This window comes from Streptomyces sp. NPDC000410 (assembly GCF_040300305.1).
In the GTDB taxonomy this organism is placed as follows: Bacteria; Actinomycetota; Actinomycetes; order Streptomycetales; family Streptomycetaceae; genus Streptomyces.
Genome location: NZ_JBEPDM010000015.1, coordinates 18735 through 44994 on the forward strand (window position 1 = coordinate 18735; position 26260 = coordinate 44994).

The 26260-nt window shown below is 72.5% G+C and carries 24 protein-coding genes; 10 read left to right on the forward strand and 14 right to left on the reverse strand.

Going from position 1 to position 26260, the window contains the following annotated elements:
- Positions 1-60 precede the first annotated feature (60 nt).
- Positions 61-1356 carry an MFS transporter gene (locus ABT342_RS17650; RefSeq protein ID WP_351573953.1) on the reverse strand — a complete coding sequence of 432 codons (1296 nt, stop codon included), beginning with the start codon at positions 1354-1356 and terminating at the stop codon, positions 61-63.
- A gap of 70 nt (positions 1357-1426) precedes the next feature.
- Here ABT342_RS17650 and ABT342_RS17655 point away from each other — a divergent pair, with 70 nt between their 5' ends.
- On the forward strand, positions 1427-2425 hold the full coding sequence (locus ABT342_RS17655) for a GlxA family transcriptional regulator (RefSeq protein WP_351573955.1): 999 nt from the start codon (positions 1427-1429) through the stop codon (positions 2423-2425).
- A 43-nt stretch (positions 2426-2468) separates the two neighbouring features.
- Here ABT342_RS17655 and ABT342_RS17660 read toward each other — a convergent pair whose 3' ends face one another.
- From ABT342_RS17660 to ABT342_RS17670, 3 genes are all read right to left on the reverse strand, one after another.
- Entirely contained in the window at positions 2469-3518 is a 1050-nt protein-coding gene (locus ABT342_RS17660) for a Zn-dependent alcohol dehydrogenase (protein ID WP_351573958.1), read from the reverse strand.
- A complete protein-coding gene (locus ABT342_RS17665) occupies positions 3515-4654 on the reverse strand; it encodes an acyl-CoA dehydrogenase family protein (RefSeq protein WP_351573961.1) in 1140 nt (379 codons plus the stop codon). Before ABT342_RS17665 ends, ABT342_RS17660 begins: the two co-directional genes overlap by 4 nt.
- Before the next feature lie 508 nt (positions 4655-5162).
- A complete protein-coding gene (locus ABT342_RS17670) occupies positions 5163-6074 on the reverse strand; it encodes an SDR family NAD(P)-dependent oxidoreductase (protein WP_351573964.1) in 912 nt (303 codons plus the stop codon).
- Between the two features lie 83 nt (positions 6075-6157).
- Here ABT342_RS17670 and ABT342_RS17675 point away from each other — a divergent pair, with 83 nt between their 5' ends.
- Positions 6158-7084, forward strand: coding sequence for a cyclase family protein (locus ABT342_RS17675; RefSeq protein ID WP_351573967.1), 927 nt, complete (start codon positions 6158-6160; stop codon positions 7082-7084).
- 39 nt (positions 7085-7123) lie between these two features.
- Here the strand turns inward: ABT342_RS17675 and ABT342_RS17680 are convergent, their stop codons facing one another.
- From ABT342_RS17680 to ABT342_RS17695, 4 genes are all read right to left on the reverse strand, one after another.
- A complete protein-coding gene (locus ABT342_RS17680) occupies positions 7124-7579 on the reverse strand; it encodes an ATP-binding protein (protein ID WP_351573970.1) in 456 nt (151 codons plus the stop codon).
- A 385-nt stretch (positions 7580-7964) separates the two neighbouring features.
- Positions 7965-8807, reverse strand: coding sequence for an acyl-CoA dehydrogenase family protein (locus tag ABT342_RS17685; RefSeq protein WP_351573973.1), 843 nt, complete (start codon positions 8805-8807; stop codon positions 7965-7967).
- 1 nt (position 8808) lies between these two features.
- Positions 8809-9942, reverse strand: coding sequence for an acyl-CoA dehydrogenase family protein (locus tag ABT342_RS17690; RefSeq protein ID WP_351573976.1), 1134 nt, complete (start codon positions 9940-9942; stop codon positions 8809-8811).
- The gene (locus tag ABT342_RS17695; RefSeq protein WP_351573979.1) at positions 9942-11135 is read right to left on the reverse strand and encodes an amidohydrolase family protein; all 1194 of its coding nucleotides are present in this window, start codon (positions 11133-11135) and stop codon (positions 9942-9944) included. The genes ABT342_RS17690 and ABT342_RS17695 overlap by 1 nt, the downstream gene beginning before the upstream one ends.
- A 136-nt stretch (positions 11136-11271) precedes the next feature.
- Between ABT342_RS17695 and ABT342_RS17700 the strand changes: the two genes are divergently transcribed.
- Together ABT342_RS17700 and ABT342_RS17705 are read left to right on the forward strand one after the other, a co-directional pair.
- Positions 11272-12786: a class I adenylate-forming enzyme family protein gene (locus tag ABT342_RS17700; protein WP_351573982.1), complete on the forward strand. Its 1515-nt coding sequence runs from the start codon at positions 11272-11274 to the stop codon at positions 12784-12786.
- 159 nt (positions 12787-12945) lie between these two features.
- Entirely contained in the window at positions 12946-13455 is a 510-nt protein-coding gene (locus ABT342_RS17705; RefSeq protein WP_351573985.1) for a hypothetical protein, read from the forward strand.
- Positions 13456-13550: 95 nt separating this feature from the next.
- On the opposite strand, the gene ABT342_RS17710 is transcribed toward ABT342_RS17705, so the two are convergent.
- Positions 13551-14063 carry an EF-hand domain-containing protein gene (locus tag ABT342_RS17710; RefSeq protein ID WP_351573988.1) on the reverse strand — a complete coding sequence of 171 codons (513 nt, stop codon included), beginning with the start codon at positions 14061-14063 and terminating at the stop codon, positions 13551-13553.
- A gap of 57 nt (positions 14064-14120) precedes the next feature.
- A complete protein-coding gene (locus tag ABT342_RS17715; RefSeq protein ID WP_502965563.1) occupies positions 14121-14492 on the reverse strand; it encodes an STAS domain-containing protein in 372 nt (123 codons plus the stop codon).
- A 167-nt stretch (positions 14493-14659) separates the two neighbouring features.
- On the opposite strand from ABT342_RS17715, the gene ABT342_RS17720 reads away from it, so the two are divergent.
- Both ABT342_RS17720 and ABT342_RS17725 read left to right on the forward strand, forming a co-directional pair.
- Positions 14660-15253 carry a sigma-70 family RNA polymerase sigma factor gene (locus ABT342_RS17720; RefSeq protein WP_351573991.1) on the forward strand — a complete coding sequence of 198 codons (594 nt, stop codon included), beginning with the start codon at positions 14660-14662 and terminating at the stop codon, positions 15251-15253.
- Positions 15250-16488 (forward strand): zf-HC2 domain-containing protein, encoded by a 1239-nt coding sequence (locus ABT342_RS17725; RefSeq protein ID WP_351573994.1) that lies wholly within the window; start codon positions 15250-15252, stop codon positions 16486-16488. The genes ABT342_RS17720 and ABT342_RS17725 overlap by 4 nt, the downstream gene beginning before the upstream one ends.
- A 34-nt stretch (positions 16489-16522) precedes the next feature.
- On the opposite strand, the gene purU is transcribed toward ABT342_RS17725, so the two are convergent.
- Together purU and ABT342_RS17735 are read right to left on the reverse strand one after the other, a co-directional pair.
- The gene (gene purU / locus ABT342_RS17730; RefSeq protein WP_351573997.1) at positions 16523-17374 is read right to left on the reverse strand and encodes a formyltetrahydrofolate deformylase; all 852 of its coding nucleotides are present in this window, start codon (positions 17372-17374) and stop codon (positions 16523-16525) included.
- Positions 17375-17405: 31 nt separating this feature from the next.
- Positions 17406-17852 (reverse strand): SCO4402 family protein, encoded by a 447-nt coding sequence (locus tag ABT342_RS17735; protein WP_351574274.1) that lies wholly within the window; start codon positions 17850-17852, stop codon positions 17406-17408.
- Positions 17853-18078: 226 nt separating this feature from the next.
- Here ABT342_RS17735 and ABT342_RS17740 point away from each other — a divergent pair, with 226 nt between their 5' ends.
- Positions 18079-19362: an ABC transporter substrate-binding protein gene (locus ABT342_RS17740; RefSeq protein WP_351573999.1), complete on the forward strand. Its 1284-nt coding sequence runs from the start codon at positions 18079-18081 to the stop codon at positions 19360-19362.
- Between the two features lie 326 nt (positions 19363-19688).
- Here the strand turns inward: ABT342_RS17740 and ABT342_RS17745 are convergent, their stop codons facing one another.
- Together ABT342_RS17745 and ABT342_RS17750 are read right to left on the reverse strand one after the other, a co-directional pair.
- Entirely contained in the window at positions 19689-21248 is a 1560-nt protein-coding gene (locus ABT342_RS17745) for a hypothetical protein (protein ID WP_351574002.1), read from the reverse strand.
- Positions 21249-21396: 148 nt separating this feature from the next.
- Positions 21397-22779, reverse strand: coding sequence for an NsdA family TPR-like regulatory protein (locus ABT342_RS17750; RefSeq protein ID WP_351574005.1), 1383 nt, complete (start codon positions 22777-22779; stop codon positions 21397-21399).
- Between the two features lie 242 nt (positions 22780-23021).
- Here ABT342_RS17750 and ABT342_RS17755 point away from each other — a divergent pair, with 242 nt between their 5' ends.
- Genes ABT342_RS17755 through ABT342_RS17765 form a run of 3 tightly spaced genes read left to right on the forward strand, consistent with a single transcriptional unit; the run spans position 23022 to position 26251 of the window.
- Positions 23022-23726: a bifunctional DNA primase/polymerase gene (locus ABT342_RS17755; RefSeq protein ID WP_351574276.1), complete on the forward strand. Its 705-nt coding sequence runs from the start codon at positions 23022-23024 to the stop codon at positions 23724-23726.
- A 42-nt stretch (positions 23727-23768) separates the two neighbouring features.
- On the forward strand, positions 23769-24590 hold the full coding sequence (locus tag ABT342_RS17760; RefSeq protein WP_351574008.1) for an ABC transporter ATP-binding protein: 822 nt from the start codon (positions 23769-23771) through the stop codon (positions 24588-24590).
- Positions 24587-26251: a transporter gene (locus ABT342_RS17765; protein ID WP_351574011.1), complete on the forward strand. Its 1665-nt coding sequence runs from the start codon at positions 24587-24589 to the stop codon at positions 26249-26251. The genes ABT342_RS17760 and ABT342_RS17765 overlap by 4 nt, the downstream gene beginning before the upstream one ends.
- Positions 26252-26260: the final 9 nt, after the last annotated feature.

Here is a 26260-nt window from a genome sequence, read left to right on the forward strand (position 1 = left end):
ATCGACCTCCCCTGCGGTGATTCTCGCCCCCTCCCGGGAGCGGTGACCGCCGGGGGTCCGTCACCCGGGCGCCGGCGCCTGCGGGCGGCGCCTGATCACCAGCGCCATCAGCGCCGCCGCCGCGCACAGCGCGCCCGACGCCAGCCAGACGACGTCGTACGAGCCGAAGACGTCCCGCGCCACACCGCCCAGGAAGGCGACGACCGCCGCGCCGACCTGGTGGGAGGCGAGGACCCAGCCGAAGACGATGGCCGAGTCGTCGCCGTAGTGCTCGCGGCACAGGGCGATCGTCGGCGGGACCGTGGCGACCCAGTCCAGCCCGTAGAAGACGATGAAGAACACCATCGGCGGGTGGACGGACGGGGCGAGCAGCATCGGCAGGAAGAGCAGCGAGATGCCGCGCAGCGCGTAGTAGACGGCGAGCAGCCGGCGCGCGTCGAAGCGGTCGGTGAACCAGCCCGAGGCGATCGTGCCGAGGACGTCGAAGACACCGATCACCGCGAGGAGCGAGGCGGCCGCCGTGATCGGCATGCCGTGATCGTGCGCGGCGGGGACGAAGTGGGTCTGGATGAGGCCGTTCGTGGAGGCCCCGCAGATCGCGAAGGTGCCGGCGAGCAGCCAGAAGGGGCCGGTGCGGGCGGCCGAGAAGAGCACCTTGAGCGTGCGGCGTGCGGCGCCCGGCACCGGGGCGGGCTTGGGGACGAACTCCTTCGCACCGTAAGGGGCCAGGCCCACGTCCGCCGGGTGGTCGCGCAGCAGCAGCCAGACGAAGGGGACGACGGCGATGGCGGCGACGGCGACCGTGACGGCGGCCGGGCGCCACTGGTGCTCCTTGACGATCCAGGCCAGCAGGGGAAGGAAGATCAGCTGCCCGGAGGCGGCCGCCGCCGTCAGGATGCCGGTGACCAGTCCGCGCCGTTCGGTGAACCAGCGGTTCGTCACGGTCGCCGCGAAGGCCAGCGCCATCGAGCCGGAGCCGAGGCCGACGAGCAGCCCCCAGCAGAGCAGCAGCTGCCAGGGGGCCGTCATCCACACCGTGACGCCGGAGCCGATCGCGATGATCGTGAGGGCGAAGGCGACGACCCGGCGGATGCCGTACCTGTCCATCAGCGCGGCGGCGAACGGCGCGGTGATGCCGTACAGCGCGAGGTTGACGGAGACCGCGAGCCCGATCGTGCCGCGCGACCAGCCGAATTCCTGGTGCAGCGGGTCGATCAGCAGCCCGGGGAGGGAGCGGAAGGCGGCGGCGCCGATGATCGTCACGAAGGCGACGGCGGCGACGAACCACGCGCGGTGGATACGCCGAGGGGGGCGGGCCTCCCGGGAGGGGGCGGCGAGGTCGCTTGTCTGGGTCACGTCACCAGCATCCGGAGAACGATCACCGCGAGCGAGTGGCCCGAAGGACAGCGTTCGATACGATCGGGCCATGGCCGCCGACTCCCCCTCCCGTACGCCCCACCGTGTCGTCGTCCTCGCCCTCGACGGCTGCCTCCCCTTCGAGCTGGGCATTCCGCAGCGCATCTTCGGCCGCGCGGCGGACACGTGGGGGCGGAAGCTGTACGAGGTCATGACCTGCTCGGTGCGGCCGCCGGGACCGGTCCGTACCGACGCCGACTTCGCCGTCCTCGTCGAGAACGGCCCGGAGGCCCTGGCCACCGCCGACACGGTGATCGTGCCCGCGTCGTACGAACTCGGCCCCGTCTACCAGGAGGGCCGGCTCACCCCGGAGCTGGCCTCGGCATTCGCCGCGCTGCGGCCCGGCACCCGGATGGTCTCCATCTGCACCGGCGGGTACGTCCTGGCCGCGGCCGGCTTCCTCGACGGGCGCCCCGCCACCACGCACTGGGCGTCCGCGGAGCACTTCCAGCGGACGTTCCCGGCCGTCGAGGTCGACGCGGACGTCCTGTTCATCGACGACGGCGACGTCCTCACCTCGGCCGGGGTCGCCGCCGGGATCGACCTGTGCCTGCACATCGTGCGCCGCGACCACGGCGCGGCGGTCGCCAACGACGTCGCCCGCCGCACGGTCGTCCCGCCCCACCGCGACGGCGGCCAGGCCCAGTTCGTCCACCGCCCCGTCCCCGAACCCCAGCTCGCGACGACCTCCGACGCCCGCGCCTGGGCGCTGTCCCATCTGCACGAGCCGATCCAGCTGCGCGACCTGGCCGAGCAGGAGGCCATGTCCGTACGGACCTTCACGCGCCGCTTCCGCGAGGAGGTGGGCGTGAGCCCCGGCCAGTGGCTCACCCAGCAGCGGATCGAACGGGCCCGCCAGCTCCTGGAGTGCACGGACCTGTCCATGGACCAGGTGGCGCGGGACTCCGGCTTCGGCACCGCGCAGTCGATGCGGCAGCATGTGCAGGCGGCGCTGGGGGTGGCGCCGACGGTGTACCGGCGCACGTTCCGGGCGGGGGTGCGGGGCTGACGTCCGCCCTGGCACGCCGCCCCGGAATCCCGCAGTCCCGGTGTCAGAAGGTGAGCACGCCCCTCGCCACCCGCCCCTGCCGTGCGTCGTCCGCCGCCTTCGCGAAGTCCTCGACCGGATAGGTCTCCGTCACCAGCTCGTCCAGTAGCAGCCGGCCCTCCCCGTACAGCCTGGCGTACAGCGCGATGTCGCGCTGCGGGCGCGAGGAGCCGTACCGGCAGCCCAGGATGGACTTGTCCAGGAACATCGCCGCGGGCAGGAAGGTCGCCTCGGCCGTCGGCGCGGGCATGCCGAGCAGCACCGCCTGCCCGTGCCGGTCGAGCAGGTCGATCGCCTGCCGGACCAGTGCCGTGTGGCCGACGCACTCGAAGACGTGCCCGGCGCCCTCGGGCAGGATCTCGCGCACCTGGGCCACCGAGGTGAGGAAGTGCGTCGCGCCGAAGAGCCGGGCCGTCTCCTCCTTCGCCGGGTTCGTGTCGACCGCGACGATCGTGAGCGCGCCCGCGAGCCGCGCGCCCTGGAGCACGTTCAGGCCGATGCCGCCGGTGCCGATGACGACGACGGTGTCCCCGATGCCGACCTTCGCGCGGTTGAGTACGGCCCCGACGCCGGTCAGGACGCCGCAGCCGATCAGCGCGGCGGAGGTGAGCGGGATCTCCCGGGGGATCTTCACCGCCTGGACGGCCTTGACGACGGTCCGCTCCGCGAACGCCGAGTTGGACGCGAACTGGTAGAGCGGCCGCCCGGCCCGCGAGAACGGCTGCCCCGGCATCCCGATCGCCTTGCGGCACATCGTCGGCCGGCCCCGGTCGCACTCGGCGCACGCCCCGCAGTTGGCGAGCGTGGACAGCGAGACGTGGTCGCCGGGGGCGACGTGGGTGACACCCGCGCCGACCGCCTCGACCACGCCCGCGCCCTCGTGCCCGAGGACGACCGGCGCGGGGAACGGGATCGTGCCGTCGATCACCGACAGGTCGCTGTGGCACAGCCCGGCCGCCGCGACACCGACCAGGACCTCTCCCGGGCCCGGGTCCCGTATCTCCAGGTCGTCCACGACCTGCGGCTGCTCGCCGTCGAACACCACGCCTCTCATCCCGGCTCCTTCGGTAGGCCGAGCACGCGCTCGGCGATGATGGTGCGCTGGACCTCGTCCGAGCCGCCGTAGATGGTGTCGGCGCGGGTGAAGAGGAAGAGCCTTTGCATCAGGTCGAGTTCGTACGCGGGTGACCACGGGCCCGGACCCGCGGCGGCCGCCGCGCCGCGTACCTGCATCGCCAGCTCACCGAGCCGCTGGTGCCAGCCGCCCCACAGCAGCTTGGCGACGCTCGGCGCGCCGGGGTCGTCGGAACGGCCCAGCGTGCGCAGGGCGTTCCAGCGCATCGTGCGCAGTTCGGCCCACTGGCGTACGAGACGGTCGCGCAGCACCGGGTCGTCGTCCGCGGCGCCGCTGTCGAGCGCGGTCCGGATCACCTGCCGCAGCTCCTGCGCGAAGCCGATCTGCTGGACGAGCGTCGACACACCCCGCTCCAGGGCGAGCAGGCCCATGGCGACCTGCCAGCCGTTGCCCTCGCCGCCGACGACCTCGACGGCTTCGGCCCCGTCGAAGAACACCTCGTTGAACTCGGCCGTCCCGGACATCTGCCGGATCGGCCGTACGTCGACCCGGCCCGGCTGGTCCATGGGGACGAGCAGGAACGACAGCCCGTGGTGGCGGCGCGCCGCGGGATCGGTGCGCGCGAGGACGAAGCACCAGTGGGCCTCGCGGGCCAGGGAGGTCCACACCTTCTGGCCGGTGACGCGGTAGCCGTCGCCGTCCTTCACGGCGGCCGTACGGACCGCGGCGAGGTCCGAGCCGGCGCCGGGTTCGCTGTAGCCCTGGCACCACAGCTCCTCGCCGCGCGCGATGCCCGGCAGGAAGCGGGCCTGCTGCTCCTTGCCGCCGTACGCGATGAGCGTGGGCGCGAGCAGGTTCTCGCCGATGTGGCCGAGGCGGCCGGGGGCCCGGGCGCGGGCGTACTCCTCGGCCCAGACGACCTGCTGGGTGAGCGTGGCGCGCCGGTTGCCGTACTCGGCGCCGGCTCCGGTGTCCCAGCCGAGCCCGATCCACCCGCCCCGGCCCAGCTCCCGCTCCCAGTCGAGCCCACCGGCCCCCTCGACGAGGTGGCCCGCCAGCCACTCGCGGGCGTCCTGCCGGAAGGCCTCGTCCTCGGGCCCGAACGCGAAGTCCATGTCCGCCTCCTGTGGTGGTGGGGGCGGGGATTCCCCCCACCCCGCCCCTTCCCGAAACCCTGCCGGGGGCTGGTGGGGGCTCGAGAGGTGCTCCGGGGGCTTCGCCCCCGACCCCCGAACGCGCCAGCTTCGCGGCGCCCCCGTTGTGGGCAGCCGTTCCCCCCACCCCACCCCTTCCCGAAACCCCGCCGGGGGCCGATAAGGGAGGTGTTTCGGGGGCTTCGCGGCGCCCCCCCCTGGTTGTGGGCAGTCGTTCCGCTGGGCGGAACGGGTGGGCACAACCCCCGGGGCCGGGCACCCATACGTGACGCGCCGACACCGGGACCGTCGGCCGCTCCCTGGCCCCTCGCAGGGACGACCGCCAACACCCGGGGCCGTTGCCCCGCGCCCCGAGGCGCCCCGCACGCACGACCGCCCGCACCCCGGCCCACCGCCCCGCACCCGGCGCCCCGCACACACGACCGCCGGCACCCCGAGCCACGCACCCGCACCCGCACCGCGCCGCAGGCTAACGGTTCGGGCGGTCGCCCGAGGCCGCCGCCCTTGCCATCGCCTCCAGTTGCGCCAGCATCGGCATCGGGTCCGTGCCCACCGTCCCCGGCAGGAAGTCCGCGATCTTCTCCGGGGTCCAGGAGCCCTCCGCGTACCCCGCCCGCAGCTCGCGCGGCTGGGCCCAGACCGCGATCTTGGGGCCCGCGATCGTATAGACCTGACCGGTGATGTTCTCGGCGCGGGCCCGTTCGGAGAGCAGGTAGACGACGAGCGCCGCGACGTCCTCCGGCTCGCCGATCTCCTTCAGCTCCATGGGGACGTTCGCCGACATCCGCGTACGGGCGACGGGCGCGACCGCGTTCGCCGTCACCCCGTACTTGTGCAGCCCGAGCGCGGCGCTGCGCACCAGCGAGATGATGCCGCCCTTGGCGGCGGAGTAGTTGGCCTGGGACACCGACCCCTGGTGGTTCCCGCTGGTGAAGCCGATGAGCGTCCCGCCGCCCTGCTTGCGCATCACCGCGGACGCCGCCCGGAAGACGGTGAACGTGCCCTTCAGATGCGTGGCGACGACCGGGTCCCACTCCTCCTCGGACATGTTGAAGAGCATGCGCTCGCGCAGGATCCCGGCGACGCAGACGACCCCGTCGATCCGCCCGTACCGCGCCAGCGCCGTATCGACGATCCGCTGTCCGCCCGCCATCGTCGAGATGTCGTCGGCCACGGCGACGGCCTCGCCGCCCGCCGCCTCGATCTCCTTGACCACCGCCGCGGCGACCTCCGACGCCGGATCGCCGCCGTCGACGGAGACGCCGTAGTCGTTGACGACGACCTTCGCGCCCTCGGCCGCGCAGGCGAGGGCCACGGCCCGCCCGATGCCGCGCCCGGCACCCGTCACGGCGACCACCTTGCCTGCCAAGAAGTTCCCCACGTCCGGCCCCTTCCCGAGGTTTCTGACGGACCGTTAGATTTTATGGGCCGCCGGACGCCCGAGCACAAGACCCAGGAGGACCGATGTCACTGCCCGCCGAGTTCCACGACATCGCCAAACGCGTCAACAACTGGGGGCGTTGGGGTGCGGACGACGAGATCGGGACGCTGAACCTGATCACGGACGAGGTCATCCGGGCCGCCGCCACCGAGATCCGCACCGGACTGCGCGTACCGCTCGCGCTGCCCCTCCAGCAGGACGGCGTGCAGACCGGGATGATCCCGGGCCGGGTCAACCCGCTGCACACCATGGTCCAGATCAACCAGGAACTGTTCGGCCCCGGCACCGTCGCGACCAGCGACGACGCCGTGACGATGGGGCTCCAGGCAGCGACCCACTGGGACGCGCTCACCCACGTCTCCCACTCGGGCAAGCTCTACAACGGCCGCCCCGCCGACACCATCACCGCCCACTCCGGCGCCCGCTTCAGCGGTATCGACAAGGTCCGTACGCTCGTCTCGCGCGGCGTGCTGCTCGACGTGGCGCGCGCGAAGGGCCTGGACCGGCTGCCGGGCGACCACGCCGTCACGCCCGAAGACCTCTCGGAGGCGGAGGAGTTCGGGGGCGTACGGGTACGGGCCGGGGACATCGTCCTCGTACGGACCGGGCAGATCCAGGCGTACCTGGGCGGCGACAAGCACGGGTACGCGTTCCCGTCGCCGGGGCTGTCCCTCCGTACGCCCGAGTGGTTCCACGCCCGCGATGTCGCCGCCGTCGCCAACGACACCCTGACCTTCGAGATCTTCCCGCCGGAGGTCGAGAACCTGTGGCTGCCGGTGCACGCCCTCGACCTGGTCGAGATGGGCATGCTGCAGGGCCAGAACTGGAACCTCGAAGACCTGTCCACAGCCTGTGCGCAAGTTCAGCGGTACGCGTTCCTGCTCTCCGCGACCCCCGAGCCGTTCGTCGGCGGCACGGGAACGCCGGTCGCACCGGTGGCGGTGCTCTGAGCCGCGCCCGATGCCCGGAGCCGTGCCACCGGACAGGCCCTAGACGGTGTACGCCTCGACGGTGTACGGCACCGGAAGAGCCTGGGGCGGCCTCGGCGCCGCCGCGCACCGGTCCACCTCGCACCAGATGCTCTTGCCGGCCCCCTCGGGCTGCCAGCCCCAGCGGTCGGCAAGGCCGTCGACCAGTTCGAGACCCCGGCCGTTGGTGTCGTCACCGTCCGCGTGGCGGGGCCGTGGCGGCCGGGCACTGGTGTCGGCGACCTCCACCCTGATCGCATCACCCGCGACACCGAAGAGCATCCGCAGCACGGCGGGGCAGCCCGTGTGCACCACCGCGTTGGTGACCAGCTCGGAGATGAGCAGCACCAGCGTCTCCGCCAGCGGCTCGTCGTCCCCTATCCCCGACCCGGCGAGCCGCGAGCGGGCCCACCGCCGGGCCCGTCCGACCTCGGCGGGATCCGGTCCCACCACCAACTGAACCTGAAGCACCTGCACCGTTCACACCATCCGAACCGGCGGACACATCGCCTCGCGCCTCACAGCCATCGTCATCACTGAACGTGATTTCCTTGCGAGACAGCATGGTTGACGTACAGTCACCGCAACAAGCGCTTCGGGCATATTCCAGCGCGAAGGAGTATGCGTGGTGCATACTGTGCGACGCACGCTGCGGGTAGTCGAACACCCTGTGCGAGCGGGGCATTCTTCTCCGGCGGCCGCCTTGATGTCCGGCCGGAGTTTCGGGGGTCGGCCCCCACGACAGCACGCGTCTCGCACCCCACGGAGCGTACCGGAGGCCGGACCCGACTCCGGGCCGTGACGAGTCCGCGAAGGACACAACCCGATATCAACGCGGCCGGGCACCACAGACGGTGACTCCTCAGAGTGCCGAGGCCAACGCTTCCTCCGCCTGGGCGGCCGTCTGCCACATCCGCGCGCGCACCCAGGCCCGCTTGAGATGCAGATGGACGTCCGCCTCCCACGTGAACCCCATGCCGCCGTACACCTGGAGACAGTCCCGGGCGCCCCGGACGGCCGCCTCGTCGGCGAGGAGCTTGGCGCCCGCGATCTCGACGGGGTCGGCGGTCACGGCGGCGGCGTAGACGGCGCTGCGGGCGAGCTCCGCGCGCACCAGCATCTGCGCGCAGAGGTGCTTGACCGCCTGGAAGGCGCCGATGGGGCGGCCGAACTGCTCGCGCTCCTTGGCGTACCGCACGGCCATCTCGGTGGTGCGGGCGGCGGAGCCGAGCTGTTCGGCGGCGGTGAGCAGGACGGCGTACGGATCCGGTGCCCCGCCGCCGCGCACCCGGTGCAGGGGCGTGAGCGGGTCGAGGGACCGTACGGCCACGGCGTCCGCCACCTCCCCCGTCACCACGTCCGCCTCGTCCAGCCAGGCCACCAGGCCCCCGTCGACGCGGGTCACCACGGTCTCGCCGGTCGCCGCGCCCGGCACGGTCCCCGCCGCGAGATGCGTGGCCACCAGCGGCCCCGGCAGCAGCACCCGCCCGGCCTCCTCGAACGCGAGCACGGCCTCCGGCAGCCCGAGACCGACCCCGCCCTCCTCCTCGGGCAGCCGCAGCGCGAAGAACCCGGCGTCCCCGAGTTCCCGCCACAGCTCCCGGTCCAGCCCGGCCGCCACCTCTGGCCGCGCGTACCGGGCCTCCAGCAGGCCCCGGACACCCTTCTGCAACGCCCGCTGGTCGTCGTCCAGTTGGAAGTGCACGTCAGGAGCCCTTCGGCAGGCCGAGGATCCGCTCGGCGACGATGTTCTGCTGGATCTGGGACGTACCGGCGGCGATCGTGTACGACAGCGACGACAGCCAGTCCAGGGTCCACGCGCGGTCGAGGTCGAGCGCGTCGGGGCCGAGCACCTCGGCGGCCGTGTCGTACAGCTCCTGGCGGGCGTGCGAGTAGCGCAGCTTGAAGACCGAGCCGCCCGTGCCGGGGACGCCGCCCTCGCTCTCCGCCTCGCTGACGTTCCACTGCGTCAGCCGCCACAGCGCCGCGAGCTCGGCGTGCAGTCTGCCGAGCCTGCGCCGCAGCACCGCGTCGTCCCAGCGGCCGTTGGCCTTCGCGGCCGCGGCCAGCTCGCCGAGCGTGCGGCGGCAGGCGACGACCTCGCCGACGAAGGCGGTGCCGCGCTCGAACGACAGCGTCACCATGGTCACGCGCCAGCCGTCGTTCTCCGCCCCGACCCGGTTGGCGACCGGCACCCGCACCTCGTCGAGGAAGACCTCGGCGAACTCCGTCGACCCGGCGAGCGTCCGCAGCGGCCGTACGGTGATCCCCGGCGCGTCCATGGGCATGGCCAGCCAGGAGATCCCCCGGTGCTTGGGCGCGTCCGGGTCCGTACGCACGAGCAGCTCGCACCAGTCGGCGACCTCCGCGTGCGAGGTCCAGATCTTGGAGCCGGTGACGACGTACGTGTCCCCGTCCCGCACGGCCCGCGTCCGCAGTGAGGCCAGGTCGGAGCCGGCGTCCGGCTCGCTGAAGCCCTGGCACCAGACCTCGTCGCCGCGCAGGACCGGCGGCAGCCACCGCTCCCGCTGCTCCCGCGTGCCCTCGGCGGCGATCGTCGGCCCTGCGTGCAGCAGTCCGACGAAGTTCGCGCCCACGTAGGGCGCTCCGGCCCGCTCCGTCTCCTCCAGGAAGATCAGATGCTGGGTCGGGGAGGCGTTCCAGTGCAGCTCGCCGTAGCCGGCGTCGAACAGCGTCCGCTGCCAGCCGGTGTCGTACGCGCGCCGCGCCGGCCAGTCGTCGGGCGACGGCTTCGGCGGGAGCTTCGGCAGGACGGCCGCCAGCCATTCCCGCAGCCGCTGCCGGAAGTCCTCTTCCTCCTGTGTGTACGTGAGGTCCATCAGGTGAGGTCCAGGCTCAGCATGCGGATGGCGTTGCCGCGCATCAGCTTGTAGACGGTCTCGTCGTCCAGTCCCTTGACGTGGTCGAGGGCGACCTCCTTCGTGTGCGGGAAGGTCGAGTCCACGTGCGGGTAGTCGGTCTCGAAGGTGGCGTTGTCCCGGCCGACGACGTCGAGCGACGCCACCCCGTGCTTGTCGCGGAAGAAGCAGCAGAAGATCTGCCGGTAGTAGTACGTGGACGGCGGCTCGGGGATCAGGTCGCGGACCCCTCCCCAGGCGCGGTGCTCCTCCCACACGTCGTCGGCGCGTTCGAGGGCGTACGGGATCCAGCCCATCTGGCCCTCGCTGTAGGCGAGCTTGAGCCTGGGGAACTTCACCAGCACCCCGCTGAAGAGGAAGTCCATCATCGACGCCATGGCGTTGTTGAAGGACAGCGAGGCCTGGACGGCGGGCGGGGCGTCGGGCGAGGCGGCGGGCATCTGGGAGCTGCTGCCGATGTGCATGTTGACGACGGTGGCGGTCTCCTGGCAGACCGCGAAGAACGGGTCCCAGTAGCCGGAGTGGATCGACGGCAGCCCGAGGTGGGTGGGGATCTCGGAGAAGGTGACGGCCTTGACGCCGCGCGCCGCGTTGCGGCGGATCTCGGCGACCGCCAGGTCGATGTCCCAGAGCGGGATGATGCACAGCGGGATGAGCCGGCCGCCGCTGTCGCCGCACCACTCCTCGACCATCCAGTCGTTGTACGCGCGGACGCAGGCGAGGGCGACCTCCTTGTCCTTGGCCTCGGCGAAGGTCTGGCCGCAGAACCGGGGGAAGGTGGGGAAGCAGAGGGAGGCCTCGACGTGGTTGAGGTCCATGTCCGCGAGCCGCGCCTTGGGGTCCCAGCAGCCGCGCCGCATCTCCGCCCGGGTGATGCCTTCCAGGGTCATGTCGTCCCGGTCGAAGCCGACGGCGGCGATGTTGCGCTTGTACGGGAATTTCAGGTCCTCGTAGATCCACCAGTCGGTGGGCGGGCCGTCCGGGTCCATCGTGATCTGGTACTTGCCGCCGATGTACGCGAGCTCCCCGATTCCGGCGGTGAGCGGCTGGGGCCCGCGGTCCCGGTACTTGGCCGGGAGCCAGGTCTCGAAGAGGTGTGCGGGCTCGATGACATGGTCGTCGACGCTGATGATCCGAGGCAGTTCCTGTTCCATCGAGGCCTCCGCGCTGGCGCTCTGATTCTGACGGGTCGTCAGATAGCAGGCTAGCCCCGCACCCCTGGACCGACAAGGCGACCGGCCCTACGCTCTCCGCACGATCTGACTATCCGTCAGCTTCATCGGAGGGGACATGAACGACACCGCACGTGCTCTGGACGCCTCCCGCACCCTCTGGGAGCTGATCGAACGCCGCGCCGCGCTCACCCCGGAGGGCGAGGTGCTCCTCCAGGACGACGGCCGGCGGCTGACCTTCGGCGGGCTGCGAAAGCGCTGCGAACGGGTGGCGGCCGGGCTGTACAACATGGGCGTACGCCCCGGGTCGGTCGTCGCCTGGCAGCTGCCCACGCGGATCGAGACGGTGCTGCTCGCAGGCGCGCTGGCCCGGATCGGCGCGGTGCAGTCGCCCGTGATCCCCTTCTACCGCGAGCGGGAGGTGGGCTTCGCGCTGCGCGAGTCGAAGGCGGAGTTCTTCGCGGTGCCGGGGGTGTGGCGGGGCTTCGACCATACGGAGATGGCACGGAAGCTCGGGGCGCGCGGCCTCTTCGAGGCGTACGCCTCCCTCCCCGACGGCGACCCGGCCGTCCTCCCCGCGCCCCCGGACGACGGCACGTCGGTCCGCTGGATCTACTGGACCTCGGGTACCACGTCCGACCCCAAGGGCGTCCTGCACACCGACCGTTCCCTGATCGCGGGCGGCTCGTGCCTGGCCCACGCCCTCCGGCTCACACCGGACGACGTCGGCTCGATCGCCTTCCCCTTCGCCCACATCGGCGGCGCGGACTATCTGGTGATGCTGCTGCTGTACGGCTTCCCGGCCGTGCTGTTCGAGAAGTTCGCGCTGCCGGACGCCCTGGACACGTACCGCGCGCACGGGGTCACCACGGCGGGCGGCTCGACCGCTTTCTACTCGATGTTCCTGACGGAACAGCGCAAACAGCCGGGCGTCCCTCTGATCCCCACCCTGCGGCTGCTGGCGGGCGGCGGCGCGGCGAAGCCGCCGGAGCTGTACCACGCCGTCGTCCGCGAGATGGGCGTCCAGCTCACGCACGGCTACGGCATGACCGAAGTCCCCATGATCACGATGGGCGCCCCGGACGACACCCCCGAGAACCTCGCCACGACGGAGGGCCGGCCGCCGGAGGGCATGGAGATCCGCGTCGTCGACGGCGAGATCCGTCTGCGTGGCGAGGCGGTGTGCCGGGGTTACCTGGACCCGGCCCAGACCGCGGCCGTCTTCGACCCGGACGGCTTCCTGATCACCGGCGACCTCGGCCACCTCACCGAGTCCGGCCACCTCGTCCTCACCGGCCGCCTCAAGGACGTCATCATCCGTAAGGGCGAGAACATTTCGGCCAAGGAGATCGAGGACCTGCTGCACGAGCACCCGGGGGTGGGGGACGTGGCGGTGATCGGCCTGCCGGACCCGGCGCGCGGCGAACGCGTCTGCGCCGTGATCGAACAGCCGGGGGGCGCCGCGCCCCTGACCCTCGCGGACGTCACGTCCTACCTGCGCGAGGCCGGCCTCTCCGTCCACAAACTCCCCGAACAGGTGGAGGTGGTCGAGGCCCTGCCGCGCAACGAGACCCTGAGGAAAGTACTCAAATACCAGCTGCGCGAGCGCTTCGGGTCACCCGCGGCCGGGTAATGAACCGGCCCGCGCGCCAGAAATGGATCTCTCTCTGTATCTTCGCTGCGTACGGACGCCAACAGTACGGTCCCGCCGACGCCTTGACGTCGCGCGGGACCGCTGCGCGTCCGAGGCGGGAGCACCGCCGATCCGCACAACCAACGAGGGAAGAAGTCCATGCGAATACAGCGAGCCATCACCCTGGGCGCGGCGCTGACCGCGCTGCTGACGGTCAGCGGCTGCGGGAGCGACAGCGCCACGGAGAACCTGCCGAGCGCCGGCGACATGGCGGCGATCGAGAAGTTCGTCAACCAGTACACCGGCTGCCAGGGGCTGGAGCTGGACCCCGAGGACGAGGACGAGGAGTCCACGGGCAAGGAGTGGGGCATCAAGGAACGCGCCGAGTGCGAGAGCGGCGACGGCGATGACATCGTTCTGCTGTCCATCGACAACATGCAGCAGTTCCAGAACAAGACCAAGGAAGTGTCGGCCGAGGCCAACGATCTCGCCTACCTCATCGGCCAGGACTTCGCCCTCCGCCCTGAGGACGGCGACGCCGTCCAGGCCCTCAAGCCCGCCGGCCTGCTTCTGTTCACCTGCGACAAGGACTTCAAGGTCCCGAGCGGCTACAAGAACGAGAAGGCCATGGCGGAGGGCTGCCTGATGACGGACTACATCCCCAGCTGACGACCCGTCCGGTGGCGGGGCGGCGCTGCCCGCACGACGGCCGGCGCCACCCCCGCCCCACGCGCATCCGCGCGCGGGGCAGTGGGGTTGTCCGCCTACGGCTCCGGCGTCACGTAGTACGCCGCGAACGCCGCCAGGATCTCCTCCTCGCCGATCCGGCCGTCCCCGTCCGCGTCCAGCGCGGCGGCCACCACCGCGCACTTGTCCGGGTCGACGCCGAGGGCGCGCAGCACCCGTGCCGCGGAGTCGGGGGTGACCCCCGCGCCGTCCACGTCCGCGAGGGCGACGACCGCGTGCAGGAAGGGGCGGGCGATCTCGGCGAAGCGGTGGGGGTTGTCGCGCAGCCGCTTCACCGCGCCGGTGACGAACTCCTCGCGCGAGACCTGCTGGTCCCCGTCCACGTCGGCGATCCCCGCCATGCCCTGCCAGAACGCCTCGGCGCCCCCGTAGAGCGCCTGGCCCTTGTCGGAGCGTGCGGTCGTGCCGAACTCCGCGAGCAGCCGCTTGGCCGCCTCCGTGAAGTCGGCACGGTCGATGTAACCGCTGCCGTCCTGGTCGAACTCGGCGAACCGGTGCGCGATCTTGCGCTCGTACTCTGCGCTGTCCATGCGGGGAGAGTACGACGTCACGGCCGGTTCGCGCGCCCCTTCCGTGCGACGTCCGTCTTACGCGGTCAGCGGTGGTACCTCGTCGTCGAGCGCCGCCCCCACATCCGGGTACACGTCGAACAGACGCCGCACTCCGAGCGCGGCCAGCACCCGGTTGACGTGCGAACCCTCGACCGCGCCCCGCGCCGGGAGGATCAGCCGCAGCCTGCCCCGGCAGGAGCGCAGCAGCCGGCGGGACGCGATGAGCACACCCACCCCGCTGGAGTCGCAGAACTGCACCCCCGACAGGTCCAGCACCAGATCGCGGCGGCCCATCGCGACCGCGTCGTGCACCCGGCGTCGTACCACCGGTGAGCTCACCAGATCGAGCTCGCCTCGTATACGGAGCACGGTCCAGGCACCCTGCTCGCCCTGTTCGACGTTGAGCATCACACATCCCGCGATCCGGAAGCAGTCCTTCCAGCCGCCGCTGCCCAGCCGTCGCGGGACCAAACCCGGACGGGCGGACTTGCCTCAAAGCACGTGCGCCGACAGCGGAGCCCACTACATTCGACACCAGGCAGGCAGGTAGGTACTGGGAGGGCTGGGGGCTCCGGATGGCAAAGGACACACCACCCCGCTGGGACCGCAGGATGCAGCAGCGCCTCTCCCGCGGCGAGGCCGCCGCGCTCGGAGAGCTGTACGACCGCTTCGCCGCGCTGGTGCACAGCCTGGCCCACCGCGTGCTGGACGACGACGCGGCGGCGGACCAGGTCACCCGCGAGGTGTTCGGGTACGTCTGGGAGAACCCGGACGCGTACGACCCGAAGCAGGGCTCCATGCGGTCCTGGATCGCCCGGCTCACCCACCGCCAGGCCGTGCACCGGCTGCGCGAGCTGGAGGCCGCGGCCGCGGCGGAGAGCGGGCGAAGCGGCGAGAGCGCCACCGAGGAGCTGGAGCAGAAGGTCCGCCGCGCCTCGGCAGCCGCCCGCGCCGACTACATCGTGACGTCGATGCCCGCGCCGCTGCGGGCCGCGCTGGAGCTGGCGTACCACCAGCGCAGGGACTACCGGCAGACCGCGGCCGACCTCGGGGTCACCGAGGACGAGGCCCGCCGCAGGCTCCGGCTCGGTCTCCAGCTGCTGTCCACGGCGAACACCCGCCCGCTCGTCGAGGGCGCCTCGCCGCCCGGCTACGGACGCTCCCTGTGACCGGCCCGGTGGGCGGCGGCGGCTCCGGTCCCGACGAGCCGGAGGCCGCTCCGCGCATACCGGGCCCGCGCGCGGCGGGGGACGACCTGTCCCCGCCGCTCGTCCTGCCCGGTCCCGTACCGCCCGAGAGCGCCGCGCCGGTCGCGCACGGCGTGCTGAAGTCGCTGCTCGGCGCGTGGGCGCTGTCCGCCTGCTCCGCCGAGGAGACCGCGGCCGTCGAGGACCACCTCACCGAGTGCGCGCCGTGCGCGGACGAGGCGCTGCGGCTGCGCGACGCGGTCGGGCTGCTGCACACCGACCGCGACCTGGACCTCGACCCGCTGCTGCGGTCCCGGGTGCTGGAGAACTGCCTGGGCCGCAGGCCCGCCCGGATCCCCGTGCCCACGTGGGCGGCTCCGTACGACGCGGAGACCGCCCGGCTCGACGCGCTGCTGCAGGACATCGGGGAGTCGGAGTGGCACGCGCCGCTGCGGCTGAGGTGGTTCGACGGCGAGGAGTCGGCGAGCCGCAAGACGACGGTCGCCGGCGTGATCGGCCACCTCATGTCCGTGGACGGACTGGTCACCTCCGCCCTCGGCCTGGACGACCCCCTCGGCGACACGGCGCCGCGCTCCCCGTCCGACCGCACCGAGCGGTACTGGCGCACCGCGCACTTCCCGCCGACCAGGACGATCCGCGCGCCGTGGCGCGACCAGAGCCACACGCTGGTGCGGACGGTGTCGTTCGCGGGCCGCGGCGTCGCCGACCTCTCCGTCTCGTACGGCGAGTTCGCGCTGCCGCTGCGGGACTCGCTGCTCGACCGGGCCTTCGAGTGCTGGGTGCACGCGGACGACATCGCGACCGCGGTGGACTACCCGTACGATCCGCCGAGCGGCTCCCATCTGCGCCACATGATCGACCTCGCGGCCCGGCTGCTGCCGGCGGCCCTCGCCGCCCGCCGCCGCGCGGGCCTCGCGGGGCCCGCCCGCCACCTGGTCACGGCCGGTTCCCCCGGCCGCTCCCTCCACCTGGAGGTCGAAGGCGCGGGCGGCGGCCACTGGTACATCGCGCTGGACTCCCCGGCCGCCATAGGCGATCCCGGTCACACGGTGGCGCAGGTCGCCATGGACGCGGTCGAGTTCTGCCAGCTCGTCGCGGGCCACGTCTCGCCGGACGAGACCGCCGCGGGCCAGGACGGCGACCGCGAGGCGATCCGGGACGTGCTCTTCGCGGCGGCGTCACTGTCCCGGCTCTGAGGGGGTGCGGCGCGGGGCGCCGCACCCTTGACGACTAGGCGAACACCACCGTGCGGCGGCCGTTCAGCAGGATCCGGTGCTCCGCGTGCCACTTCACCGCGCGCGCCAGCGCCTGGCACTCCACGTCCCGCCCGATCGCCACCAGCTGCTCCGGCGTCACCTCGTGACCCACGCGCTCGACCTCCTGCTCGATGATCGGGCCCTCGTCGAGGTCGGCCGTCACATAGTGCGCGGTCGCGCCGATCAGCTTCACACCGCGCGCGTGCGCCTGGTGGTAAGGCTTCGCGCCCTTGAAGCTCGGCAGGAAGGAATGGTGAATGTTGATGATCTTGCCGCTCAGCTGCTTGCAGAGATCGTCGGAGAGCACCTGCATGTAGCGCGCGAGCACGACCAGCTCCACGTTCTCCGTCCGCACCAGCTCCAGCAACTCGGCCTCGGCCTCGGCCTTGGTGTCCTTCGTCACCGGAATGTGGCGGAACGGGATGTCGTACGACGACACCAGCTCGGCGAAGTCCGTGTGGTTGGAGACCACCGCCGCGATCTCCACCGGCAACGCCCCGATCCGGGACCGGAAGAGCAGATCGTTCAGGCAGTGCCCGAACTTGCTGACCATCAGCACGACCCGCATGCGCTCGTCCGCGCGGTGGATCTGCCAGTCCATCTGGAACGAGTCACCCACGGCGGCGAAGCTGGCCCGCAGCTTCTCCACGGTGACCGGCGCCTCCGCGCCGAAGTGCACCCGCATGAAGAACAGGCCCGTGTCCCGGTCTCCGAACTGCTGGCTGTCCTCGATGTTGCAGCCGGTGATGAAGAGATAGCTGGAGACGGCGTGCACGATGCCCTGCTTGTCCGGGCAGGCGAGCGTGAGGACGTACTGGTCAGTCATCCTCGTAGGGTGCCACACCCTACGGCCCGGGTCAGACCGCCCGGGTCAGGATCCGCAGCACCTCGAGCGTGCGCGGCGGGGCGTCCGGGTCGTCGCCGTCGCTCGTCGCCAGCCGGACGTGCGCCTCGCGGGCGGCCCGTACGGCCTCCGGCCAGCCATGATGCTCCATGTACGCCGACACCGGAGCGTCCGGGCCCACCTGGTGCATGATCCGCAGCACGCGCAGCACCGCGACGTCGACGAGAGCGGCCTCACCGGAATCCCGGAAGATCGTGCCGACGTACTTCTCGGCGGACCAGTTGTCCAGCCAGGTGTCCTCGACCAGCCGGTAGACGGCGTCGGTGACATCCCCGTACCCCTCGAGGCCTGCCAGCCAGGCCTCCTGGTGGAAGACGGGGTCGGAGAGCATGTGCAGCGCCGAACGCACGTTGGTGCGCCAGCGCCACCAGGGCATGTCATTCAGCGGCATGTCGCCCATGGTGGAGGAGCGACGGCCGCGGCGGGAAGGGTTCACTGACGTTCACCTCGTGAGCTTGGTCCTAGCGAGCTCCGCCACGAGGGGCACTGCACCGAAGCTTGCGCGGCTTCGATCGTACGTTCCCCACATTCGCCGGCTCGACAACCCCTGCTATTCACCCGTCCGTCACTCCCCGTTGAGGTCTGCACACGGCTCCGTTACCCCCGGGACGGAAACCTGTGGGGTCATGACCGGTTGGCATCGCTCCTCCTCAGCCCGCGTCCGCAGAACCGCCACAGCCATCGCCGCGTGTACGGCGGTGGCGGTCGGAGCACTGGTCGGCGGATGCGGGGTGATACCCGGGATCTCGGGGGACTCCAGGGAGCCGGTCACCGTCATGACCTTCGCCCCCGCCGACACCAGGGCGACCAACATGGCGGGCATGCCCGCCATGGCGCAGGCGTACGCGCGGTACGTCAACGCGCGCGGCGGCATAGACGGCCACGAGCTGCGCATCCTCACCTGCAACGAGCAGAACACCACCGCGGGCGCCGCGGCCTGCGCCCGGCGCGCGGTCAAGGAGGGCGCCGTCGCGGTCGTCGGCTCGTACAGCCAGCACGGCCGGGCGTTCATGGCGCCGCTGGAGGCCGCGGGCATTCCGTACATCGGCGGCTTCGGGATCTCCGAGGAGGAGTTCAGCAGCTACCTCTCCTACCCCGTGAACGGCGGCCAGGCCGCGCTCCTCGCCGGCAACGGCCGGCAGCTGGCGGCCGGCTGCCGGCGGGTGGCCCTGGTCCGGCCCGACACGGTCGCGGGCGACGATCTGCCCGTGCTGCTCAACGCCGGGCTGTCCGAGGGCGGCGCGCGCACGTCCGCCGACATCAAGACGGCGGAGGACTCCACCGAGTACGCGCAGGAGGCCGAGATCGCGCGCGAGCGGGCGGGGAGCCGGAAGGGCTGCGTCACCGCGGTGCTCGGCGAGCGCACCGAGACGTTCTTCGACTCGTTCCGGCGCCCGGCGGACGAGGACGCGAACACGGTACGGGTGTCCTCGGTCCTCAGCTCGGTCGGCCAGCCGCTGATCGACAGCACGGGTGGTGCGAAGGGGCCCTTCGAAGGGGCGTACATGACGGGGTGGTACCCCGACGCGGGCGATGCGCGCTGGGGCACGATGCGGAACGTGATCCGCGAGCACGCCTTCGCCGACGACCGGATCGACCCGGCGGACGCGGGCGTCCAGACCACGTGGATCGCCTACACCGTCCTGCAGAAGGTCATCGAGTCCCTCGACCGCCCGGAGATCACCCCCGGCGCACTGGCCCACGCGCTGGACAAGGGCGTCCGCGTGGACACGGGCGGCCTGACGCCGCCGCTGCGGTGGCGCTTCGAGGACATGCTGGGCACGCCCGGGTTCCCCCGCGCGATCAACCGGAGCGTGACCTTCCAGGTGGTGCGCAACGGCCGCCTGGTGGCCCAGCAGCCGGGCTTCGTGGACGTGAGCACGACGATGAGCGACGCGCCGACGGTGTGAGGGGGCCCGTGTTCTCCCGGGGGCTGGCCCCGGGCCCCCAGCGGCCCTCCGGGGCCCCCGGGCGGGGCGGGGTGCTGGTGGGGCGCCTGCGGCGGGCTTGTCCCCTACCCGCCCCTTCCCGAACTGGGGGCAGGCCCCCAGACCCCCGTACGGCCTTCGGCCGTGTCCTCAATCGCCGGACGGGCTCAGAATGAACCCGCCGGCAATTGAGGCGCGGGGTCCGGGGCGGAGCCCCGCAAGCGGGGGCTGGGGCGGAGGAAATCGACACTGCGGGAAGGGGCGGGTAGGGGACAAAGCCCCGCGCAGCGGCCCCCGCCCCACCCCCGTCAGAGCTGGGTCGACGTGCGCTGCGTCAGGCCGTACTTCGTCGCGATCTCGTTCCAGAGACCCGCCGCCTTGTTCTTCGCCTGCGTCGCCTCGCCACTGGCCACCGTGGCCTTCCCCGTCTGGGGCGTCGTGCGCGCCTTGCCGCCGGGGCAGCCCTTCTTGCCCTTCACCTGGCCGGCCCACGTCGCGTAGTGGTCGTCGGCGGCCGCGGACGCCTCCCAGGCCTTCTTCAGGGACGCGGTGAGCTCGGCGTTCTGGGGCAGCTTGTCCAGCGTCAGGCCCTCGAGCCGGGTGACCAGACCGCGGCGCTGCTCGGCGGCGCCCCGCAGGTCGGTCGCCGCCTGGTCGAGGTTCTTGCAGGCCTTGATCGCCTCGACGGAACGGATCACCGCGGCGCGGCTGTCGTTGCTGTCCGCGAGGAGCTTGTCGAGGTCCTCGGCCTGCGCCTTCGCCGGGTCGGCGGCCTCCGTCGGGCCGGACGCGGGCGAGGTCGCGGCGGCGACGGTCGTGTTGTCCGTCCTGCCCTTGTCGTCGTCACCGCCGCCGAAGATCACCGCGCTGGCGCCGAGGCCCAGCACGGCGCATCCGACCACGACCGCGGCGATCAGCGGCACGCGCGAGGAGCGGCGGTCGCGCGGCGGCTCGGGGTCGTACGGCTGGGGCGCCTGATACGACTGCTGAGGCTGCTGGGACTGGGGCGCCTGAGGCGGCGGGGTCGTCCCGTAACGCGGCATCTGCTGCGTCTCCTGGGCACCGCCGGCCCCGCCCTCGCTGCGGAAGAGGTTGTCGAACTCCGCGGGCGGCTGCCGGTCGCCGGGCGCGCCGGGCCGGATGCCGTACGGGGCACCGGGCGGCGGGGCGGGCACATGCTGCTGCTGCGGCGGCACGGGCGGGAGGTACTGCGTGGCGTCCGCGTCGCCCCCACCCGCCGGCGGCTGGACCCCGAGGAACGTCGTCGCCTCGACCGGGCTCTCCGGCGGCAGGGCCCCGGCGACGGGGGCCATGTACTGCGTGGCCTCGGAGTCCGCCGAGTGCCCGGCCTCGGCGGGCAGCGGCTGCCCGTACCCGGGCGCGGCCTGCGGGGGCAGCGCCCCCGGCATCTGCTGCGGGAGCGGCTGCTGGGGCTGCGACTGCGGCGGCACCGGCGGCGCGTACGACTGCTGGGGCTGCGACTGGGACGGCACCGGCGGCACCGCGTACGGCTGCTGAGGCTGGGGCTGCGACTGGGACGGCACCGGCGGCGCGTACGGCTGCTGAGGCGCGGGCGCCCCCTGCGGCGGCAGCGCCCCCGGCATCTGCGGCTGCGGCGCGTACGGCTGCTGAGGCACCGGCGGCCCCTGCGGCGGCAGCGGCGCCGCGTACGGCTGCTCGGGCGCCCCCTGCCCCTGCTGCGGCCCCCACGGCGCGCCCCAGGGCGTCCCGCCCGCCGGGGCGACCTGTTCGCCGCTGACGCCGGGTATCCAGGGCTCGCTGCCGTCGGCGGGCAGCACGACACCTTCGTGCGCGGGGCGGGCGGCGGGCAGCCGCGACTCGTCACCCTGGCCGCTGTGCGTCGTCACCGGGACTCCTACGTGTGGGACCTACGGAATCGTCGGTTCACGCTACCGGGTACCTCAGCCGCTCCGCACACAAGTGTGCGAGCAGTAACAAGAAGCGCCCCCAAGACGCCGTGACATCACGTACATCACACAAGAAACCGGAGCGCCGCTACGCCGCCTGCAGTTCCAGCCGCGCCCCGAACTCCCTCACCGCCGGCTCCTGCGCGTACGGCTCCAGGCGCTGCTGAAGATCGTCCAGGTACTCCGCGCCCCGGCTCGACCTCAGCGTCCCCAGCAACTCCATCGCACGCGTGCCCGTGTGGCACGCGGCCTCCACCTCGCGCTGCTGGACCTGCGCCGTGGCCAGCAGGGCGAGGCCGATGGCCCGGCGGCGGGCGCGCGAGTCGGGGTGGCCGTCGAGGGCGTCCGTCGCGCTGCGGGCGGCGGCGTCCGCCTGGCCCAGGTCGCGGTGGCAGTGGGCGAGTTCGTCGGCGAGGTACGCGTGGTCGAAGTGGGCGATCCAGGCCGGGTCGTCGCCGGACTCCGGGTCGGCGCGCTCCAGCGCGGCCAGCGCCCTGCCCGCGATCTCCTGGCAGGTGCGGGAGTCCCCGAGCAGCGCGTGACCGCGGGCTTCGGCGGCGTAGAACATCGCCTCCGCGCGCGGTGTGACCCGGCCCCGCGCACCCTCCTGCGCGGCCCGCGCGAGCTGCGCGATCTCCCTCGGGTTGCCGAGCTCGGCGGCGAGATGACTCATCGACGCAGCCAGTACGTAGCCCCCGTACGCCCTGTCCCCCGCCGCCTGCGCGAGCCGCAGCGCCTGGATGTAGTAGCGCTGGGCGAGCCCCGGCTGGCCGGTGTCGACCGCCATGTATCCGGCGAGTTCGGTCAGCCGGGCGACGGCGGCGAAGAGCTGACGGCCCACCGGCTCCCGGTACGAGCCCGAAAGCAGCCCCGAGACCACGCTGTTGAGGTAGTGGACGACGACCGGGCGCACATGTCCCGCGCCGAAACGGTGGTCCAGCCCTGTGAGCGCCTCCGTCATCGCCCGTACGGCCTCGACGTCCGACACTCCCACCCGTGCCCCGGCCGACCGTGCCACCTGGGCGTCCGCGGCCGTGATCAGCCAGTCGCGGCTGGGCTCGACGAGCGCGGAGGCCGCGACCGTGGAGCCGGACAGGAAGTCCCGGCGGCCCACGTCGCTGCGCCACAGCTCGCAGACCTGCTCGATCGCCCCGAGCACGGTCGGCGCGAACTGCAGCCCGACGCCCGACGCCAGGTTCTTGCCGTTGGCCATGCCGATCTCGTCGATCGTGACCGTACGGCCGAGCTTGCGGCCCAGCGCCTCGGCGATGATCCCGGGCGCCCGGCCGCGCGGCTGCTGGCCGCGCAGCCAGCGCGCCACGGACGTCTTGTCGTACCGCAGGTCGAGGCCGCGCTCGGCCCCGACCATGTTGACCCGGCGTGCCAGCCCGGCGTTGGAACACCCGGCTTCCTGGATGAGCGCTTGCAGCCGTTCGTTCGGCTGGCGGGCGACGAGAGGCCTCGCTGCCATCAATACCCCCTGAGGCGGGCCGCGGTGATCATTTTGATTGATCACTTCCCGGCGGTTATCCGGAGAATGCCGATGAGCTCGGATGAATACGGGTGAATGCCGCTACACCGCCTGTGGCTACCCACCCTCCCGGCGGTGCCCGCACGCGCGCCCCCGTCCATGCACCCATGCGCCCCATATGCAGGATCGATGCGCCACGCCCCGGACCCGTGCGCCCGTAACCCGTAGTGGTGGGGGGAGTTGTGTTCATCGTGGAAGAGACCATCGAAGAGTCCATCGGCACGGATGCCGCACATGTCGCGCAGATCCCCCAGCAGCGGGGCGAACCGCTGCTGGACAGCGCCGTCCGGTACGCGGAGGAGCGGCACTGGGACGTGTTCCCCGGCACCTGGCTGGAGGCCGTCGACGGCGCGGAGCGGTGCTCCTGCGGGGCGCCCGCGTGCGAGGCACCGGGGGCGCATCCCACGCGCCCCGACTGGGCGAACCAGGCGACGGGCAGCGCGGTGGCCGCGCGCCGGCTGTGGTCGAAGCAGCCGAAGGCGTCGATCCTGCTTCCCACGGGGCGGACGTTCGACGCCCTGGACGTGCCCATCTCCGCCGGCTGCCTGGCGCTGGCCCGGATGGAGCGGATGGAACTGACACTGGGCCCGGTGACCTGCACCCCCGACCGGCGGATGCTGTTCTTCGTCCTGCCGGGCGCGGCCGTCAAGGTCCCTGAGCTGGTAAGGAAGTTGGGCTGGGTGCCGGGCTCGCTGGATCTGGTGGCGCGCGGCGAGGGCCACTACGTCGCGGCGCCGCCGACCCGGATCGGCGGGTTCGGCGCGGTGCAGTGGGCGCGCCGGCCGACGCTCGCCAACCGCTGGCTGCCGGACGCCGACGAGCTGATCAGCCCGCTGGCGTACGCGTGCGGACAGGAGCCGGCCGCCGCGCGGGCCCGCCAATCGTAAGGTTGTTCCCCTACATACGGGGACAACGGAGGGCAGCGGATCATGCCGGACCAGGCAACAGCGGAAATGGCGGGCGGTACGCCGGAAACGGCGCCGCCCGCCGTTCGCGTCGAAGGGCTGTGGAAGAGATTCGGTGAGCAGATCGCCGTCTCGGGCATCGATCTGACCCTGCCCGCGGGCAAATTCATCGGACTGGTCGGGCCGAACGGCGCGGGCAAGACCACCACGCTGTCGATGGTGACCGGGCTACTGCGCCCCGACCACGGCCACATCGAGGTGGCGGGCCACGACGTCTGGCGGGACCCGGTCGCGGCGAAGGCCAGGATCGGCGTACTGCCCGAGGGGCTGCGGCTCTTCGAGCGCCTCTCCGGACGCGAACTCCTCGGCTACACAGGGCGGTTGCGCGGACTGCCCGGGGACGAGGTCGACAAGCGGGCGGCGCAGCTGCTGGACGTCCTCGATCTCGCGGGGTCGCAGAACAAGCTGGTCATCGACTACTCGACCGGCATGCGCAAGAAGATCGGCCTGGCGGCGGCCCTGCTGCACAACCCCCAGGTGCTGTTCCTGGACGAGCCGTTCGAGGGCGTCGACCCCGTCTCCGCGCAGACGATCCGCGGGGTGCTGGAGCGGTACACCGCGTCCGGCGCGACCGTCGTCTTCTCCAGTCATGTGATGGAGCTGGTGGAGTCGCTGTGCGACTGGGTCGCGGTGATGGCGGCGGGCCGGATCCGCGCGCAGGGCACGCTGGCCGAGGTACGCGGCTCGGCGTCGTCGCTGCAGAACGCCTTCCTGGAGCTGGTCGGGGCGGGCGGGACCGACAGCTCGGCCGCGCTGGACTGGCTGGGCGGCGGAGGGTCGCGATGAGCACCTCTTCCCCCTCGACGGCCCCTGTGACGTCCGGCCCGTCGCCGGCGTCCGACCCCACGCCGGCCTCCGGCTCCTCGCTGACGTCCGTCTTCGTACGGCTCAAGCTGTCGCTGCTGGCCAACGGACTGCGCCAGTCGGCCGGCCGGAGGGCGGCGTTCATCGCCTCGGTGGTGATGGCACTGCTCATCGCGGCCGGGCAGCTGATCGGCCTGTTCCTGTTCCGGGGCGACCACAACGCGGCGACGCTGGTGGTGCTGCTGGTCGGCGTCCTCGCGCTGGGCTGGACGTTCGTACCGCTGTTCTTCCCGAGCGGCGACGAGACGCTCGACCCGACCCGGCTGGTGATGCTGCCGCTGCGCCCGCGTCCGCTGGTGTCCGCGCTGCTGGTGGCGTCGCTGGTGGGGATCGGCCCGCTGTTCACGCTCACCCTGGCGCTGGGCGGTGCGCTGGCGCTCGCGCGCGGCCCGGTGGCGGCGCTGGTCGCGGTCGTGGCGGTGCCGCTGGTCCTGCTGGTGTGCGTGGCCCTGGCGCGGGCGGTCGCGGCGGCCAACATCCGGCTGCTGACCTCGCGCAAGGGCCGGGATCTGGCGGTGCTGAGCGGTCTGCTGATCGCGGTGGGCATCCAGTTCGTGAACTTCGGCGCACAGCGGCTCGGCCAGGCCGGCGGCCTCACGGCGCTGGACCCGGTGGCGTCGGTGGTGCGCTGGATCCCGCCGGCGTCGGCGGCCGGCGCGATCGAGTCGGCGAGCACGGGGGCGTACGGCACGGCCGGCGCGCAGCTCGCGCTCTCGCTGGCCGCGCTGGGCGGCCTGCTGTACCTGTGGCAGCGCAGCCTCACCCAGCTGATGACGAGCCCGGACGGCTCCACGATCGCCGCCGCGTCGGAGCCGAAGCGCGGTCCGTCGTCGAGCGGCCCGCACCGGCTGCTGCCCGGCGGTCGTACGGGTCCGGTCATGCAGCGCACCCTGCGCTACATCCGCCGCGACCCGAAGACGAAGGGGGCGTGGATCGCGTCGCTGGCCATCGGGCTGCTCGTTCCGCTGTTCAACGCGTTCCAGGGCACGGGCTCGATCTACTTCGCGTGCTTCGCGTGCGGGATGCTCGGCGTGCAGATGTACAACCAGTTCGGCCAGGACACGTCCGCGTTCTGGATGGTCGCGCAGACGATCTCCAGCACACGGGACGCCTACGAGGAGCTGCGCGCCCGGGCCCTGGCGCTGCTGCTGATCACACTCCCGTACACGGTCCTGGTCACCGTCGCCACGGCGGCGCTCCTGGAGGACTGGCAGGCACTTCCCGAGGCCCTCGGTCTCGGGTTCGCCCTGCTGGGCGCGATGCTGGCGACGGGCGCCGTGCTGTCGGCCCGCTTCCCGTACTCGATCCCGCAGGACAGCGCGTACAAGAACGTGGCTCCGGGGCAGGGCAGCCTCGCCTGGATCTCCGTCTCCTGCGGGATGCTCGTCGGCGCCCTGCTGTGTGCTCCGTTGATCGCTCTGACCATCTGGCTGCATGTCGCCGGCCCGCAGTCGGCGCTGTGGACCCTGCTCCCGCTGGGCACCGCGTACGGCGCGGCCATGACGTGGGCGGGGCTGCGGCTGGCGGCGCCTCGGGTGGCCGGGCGGCTGCCGGAAATTCTGACGGCGGTGAGCAAGGGCTGACGTACGGTA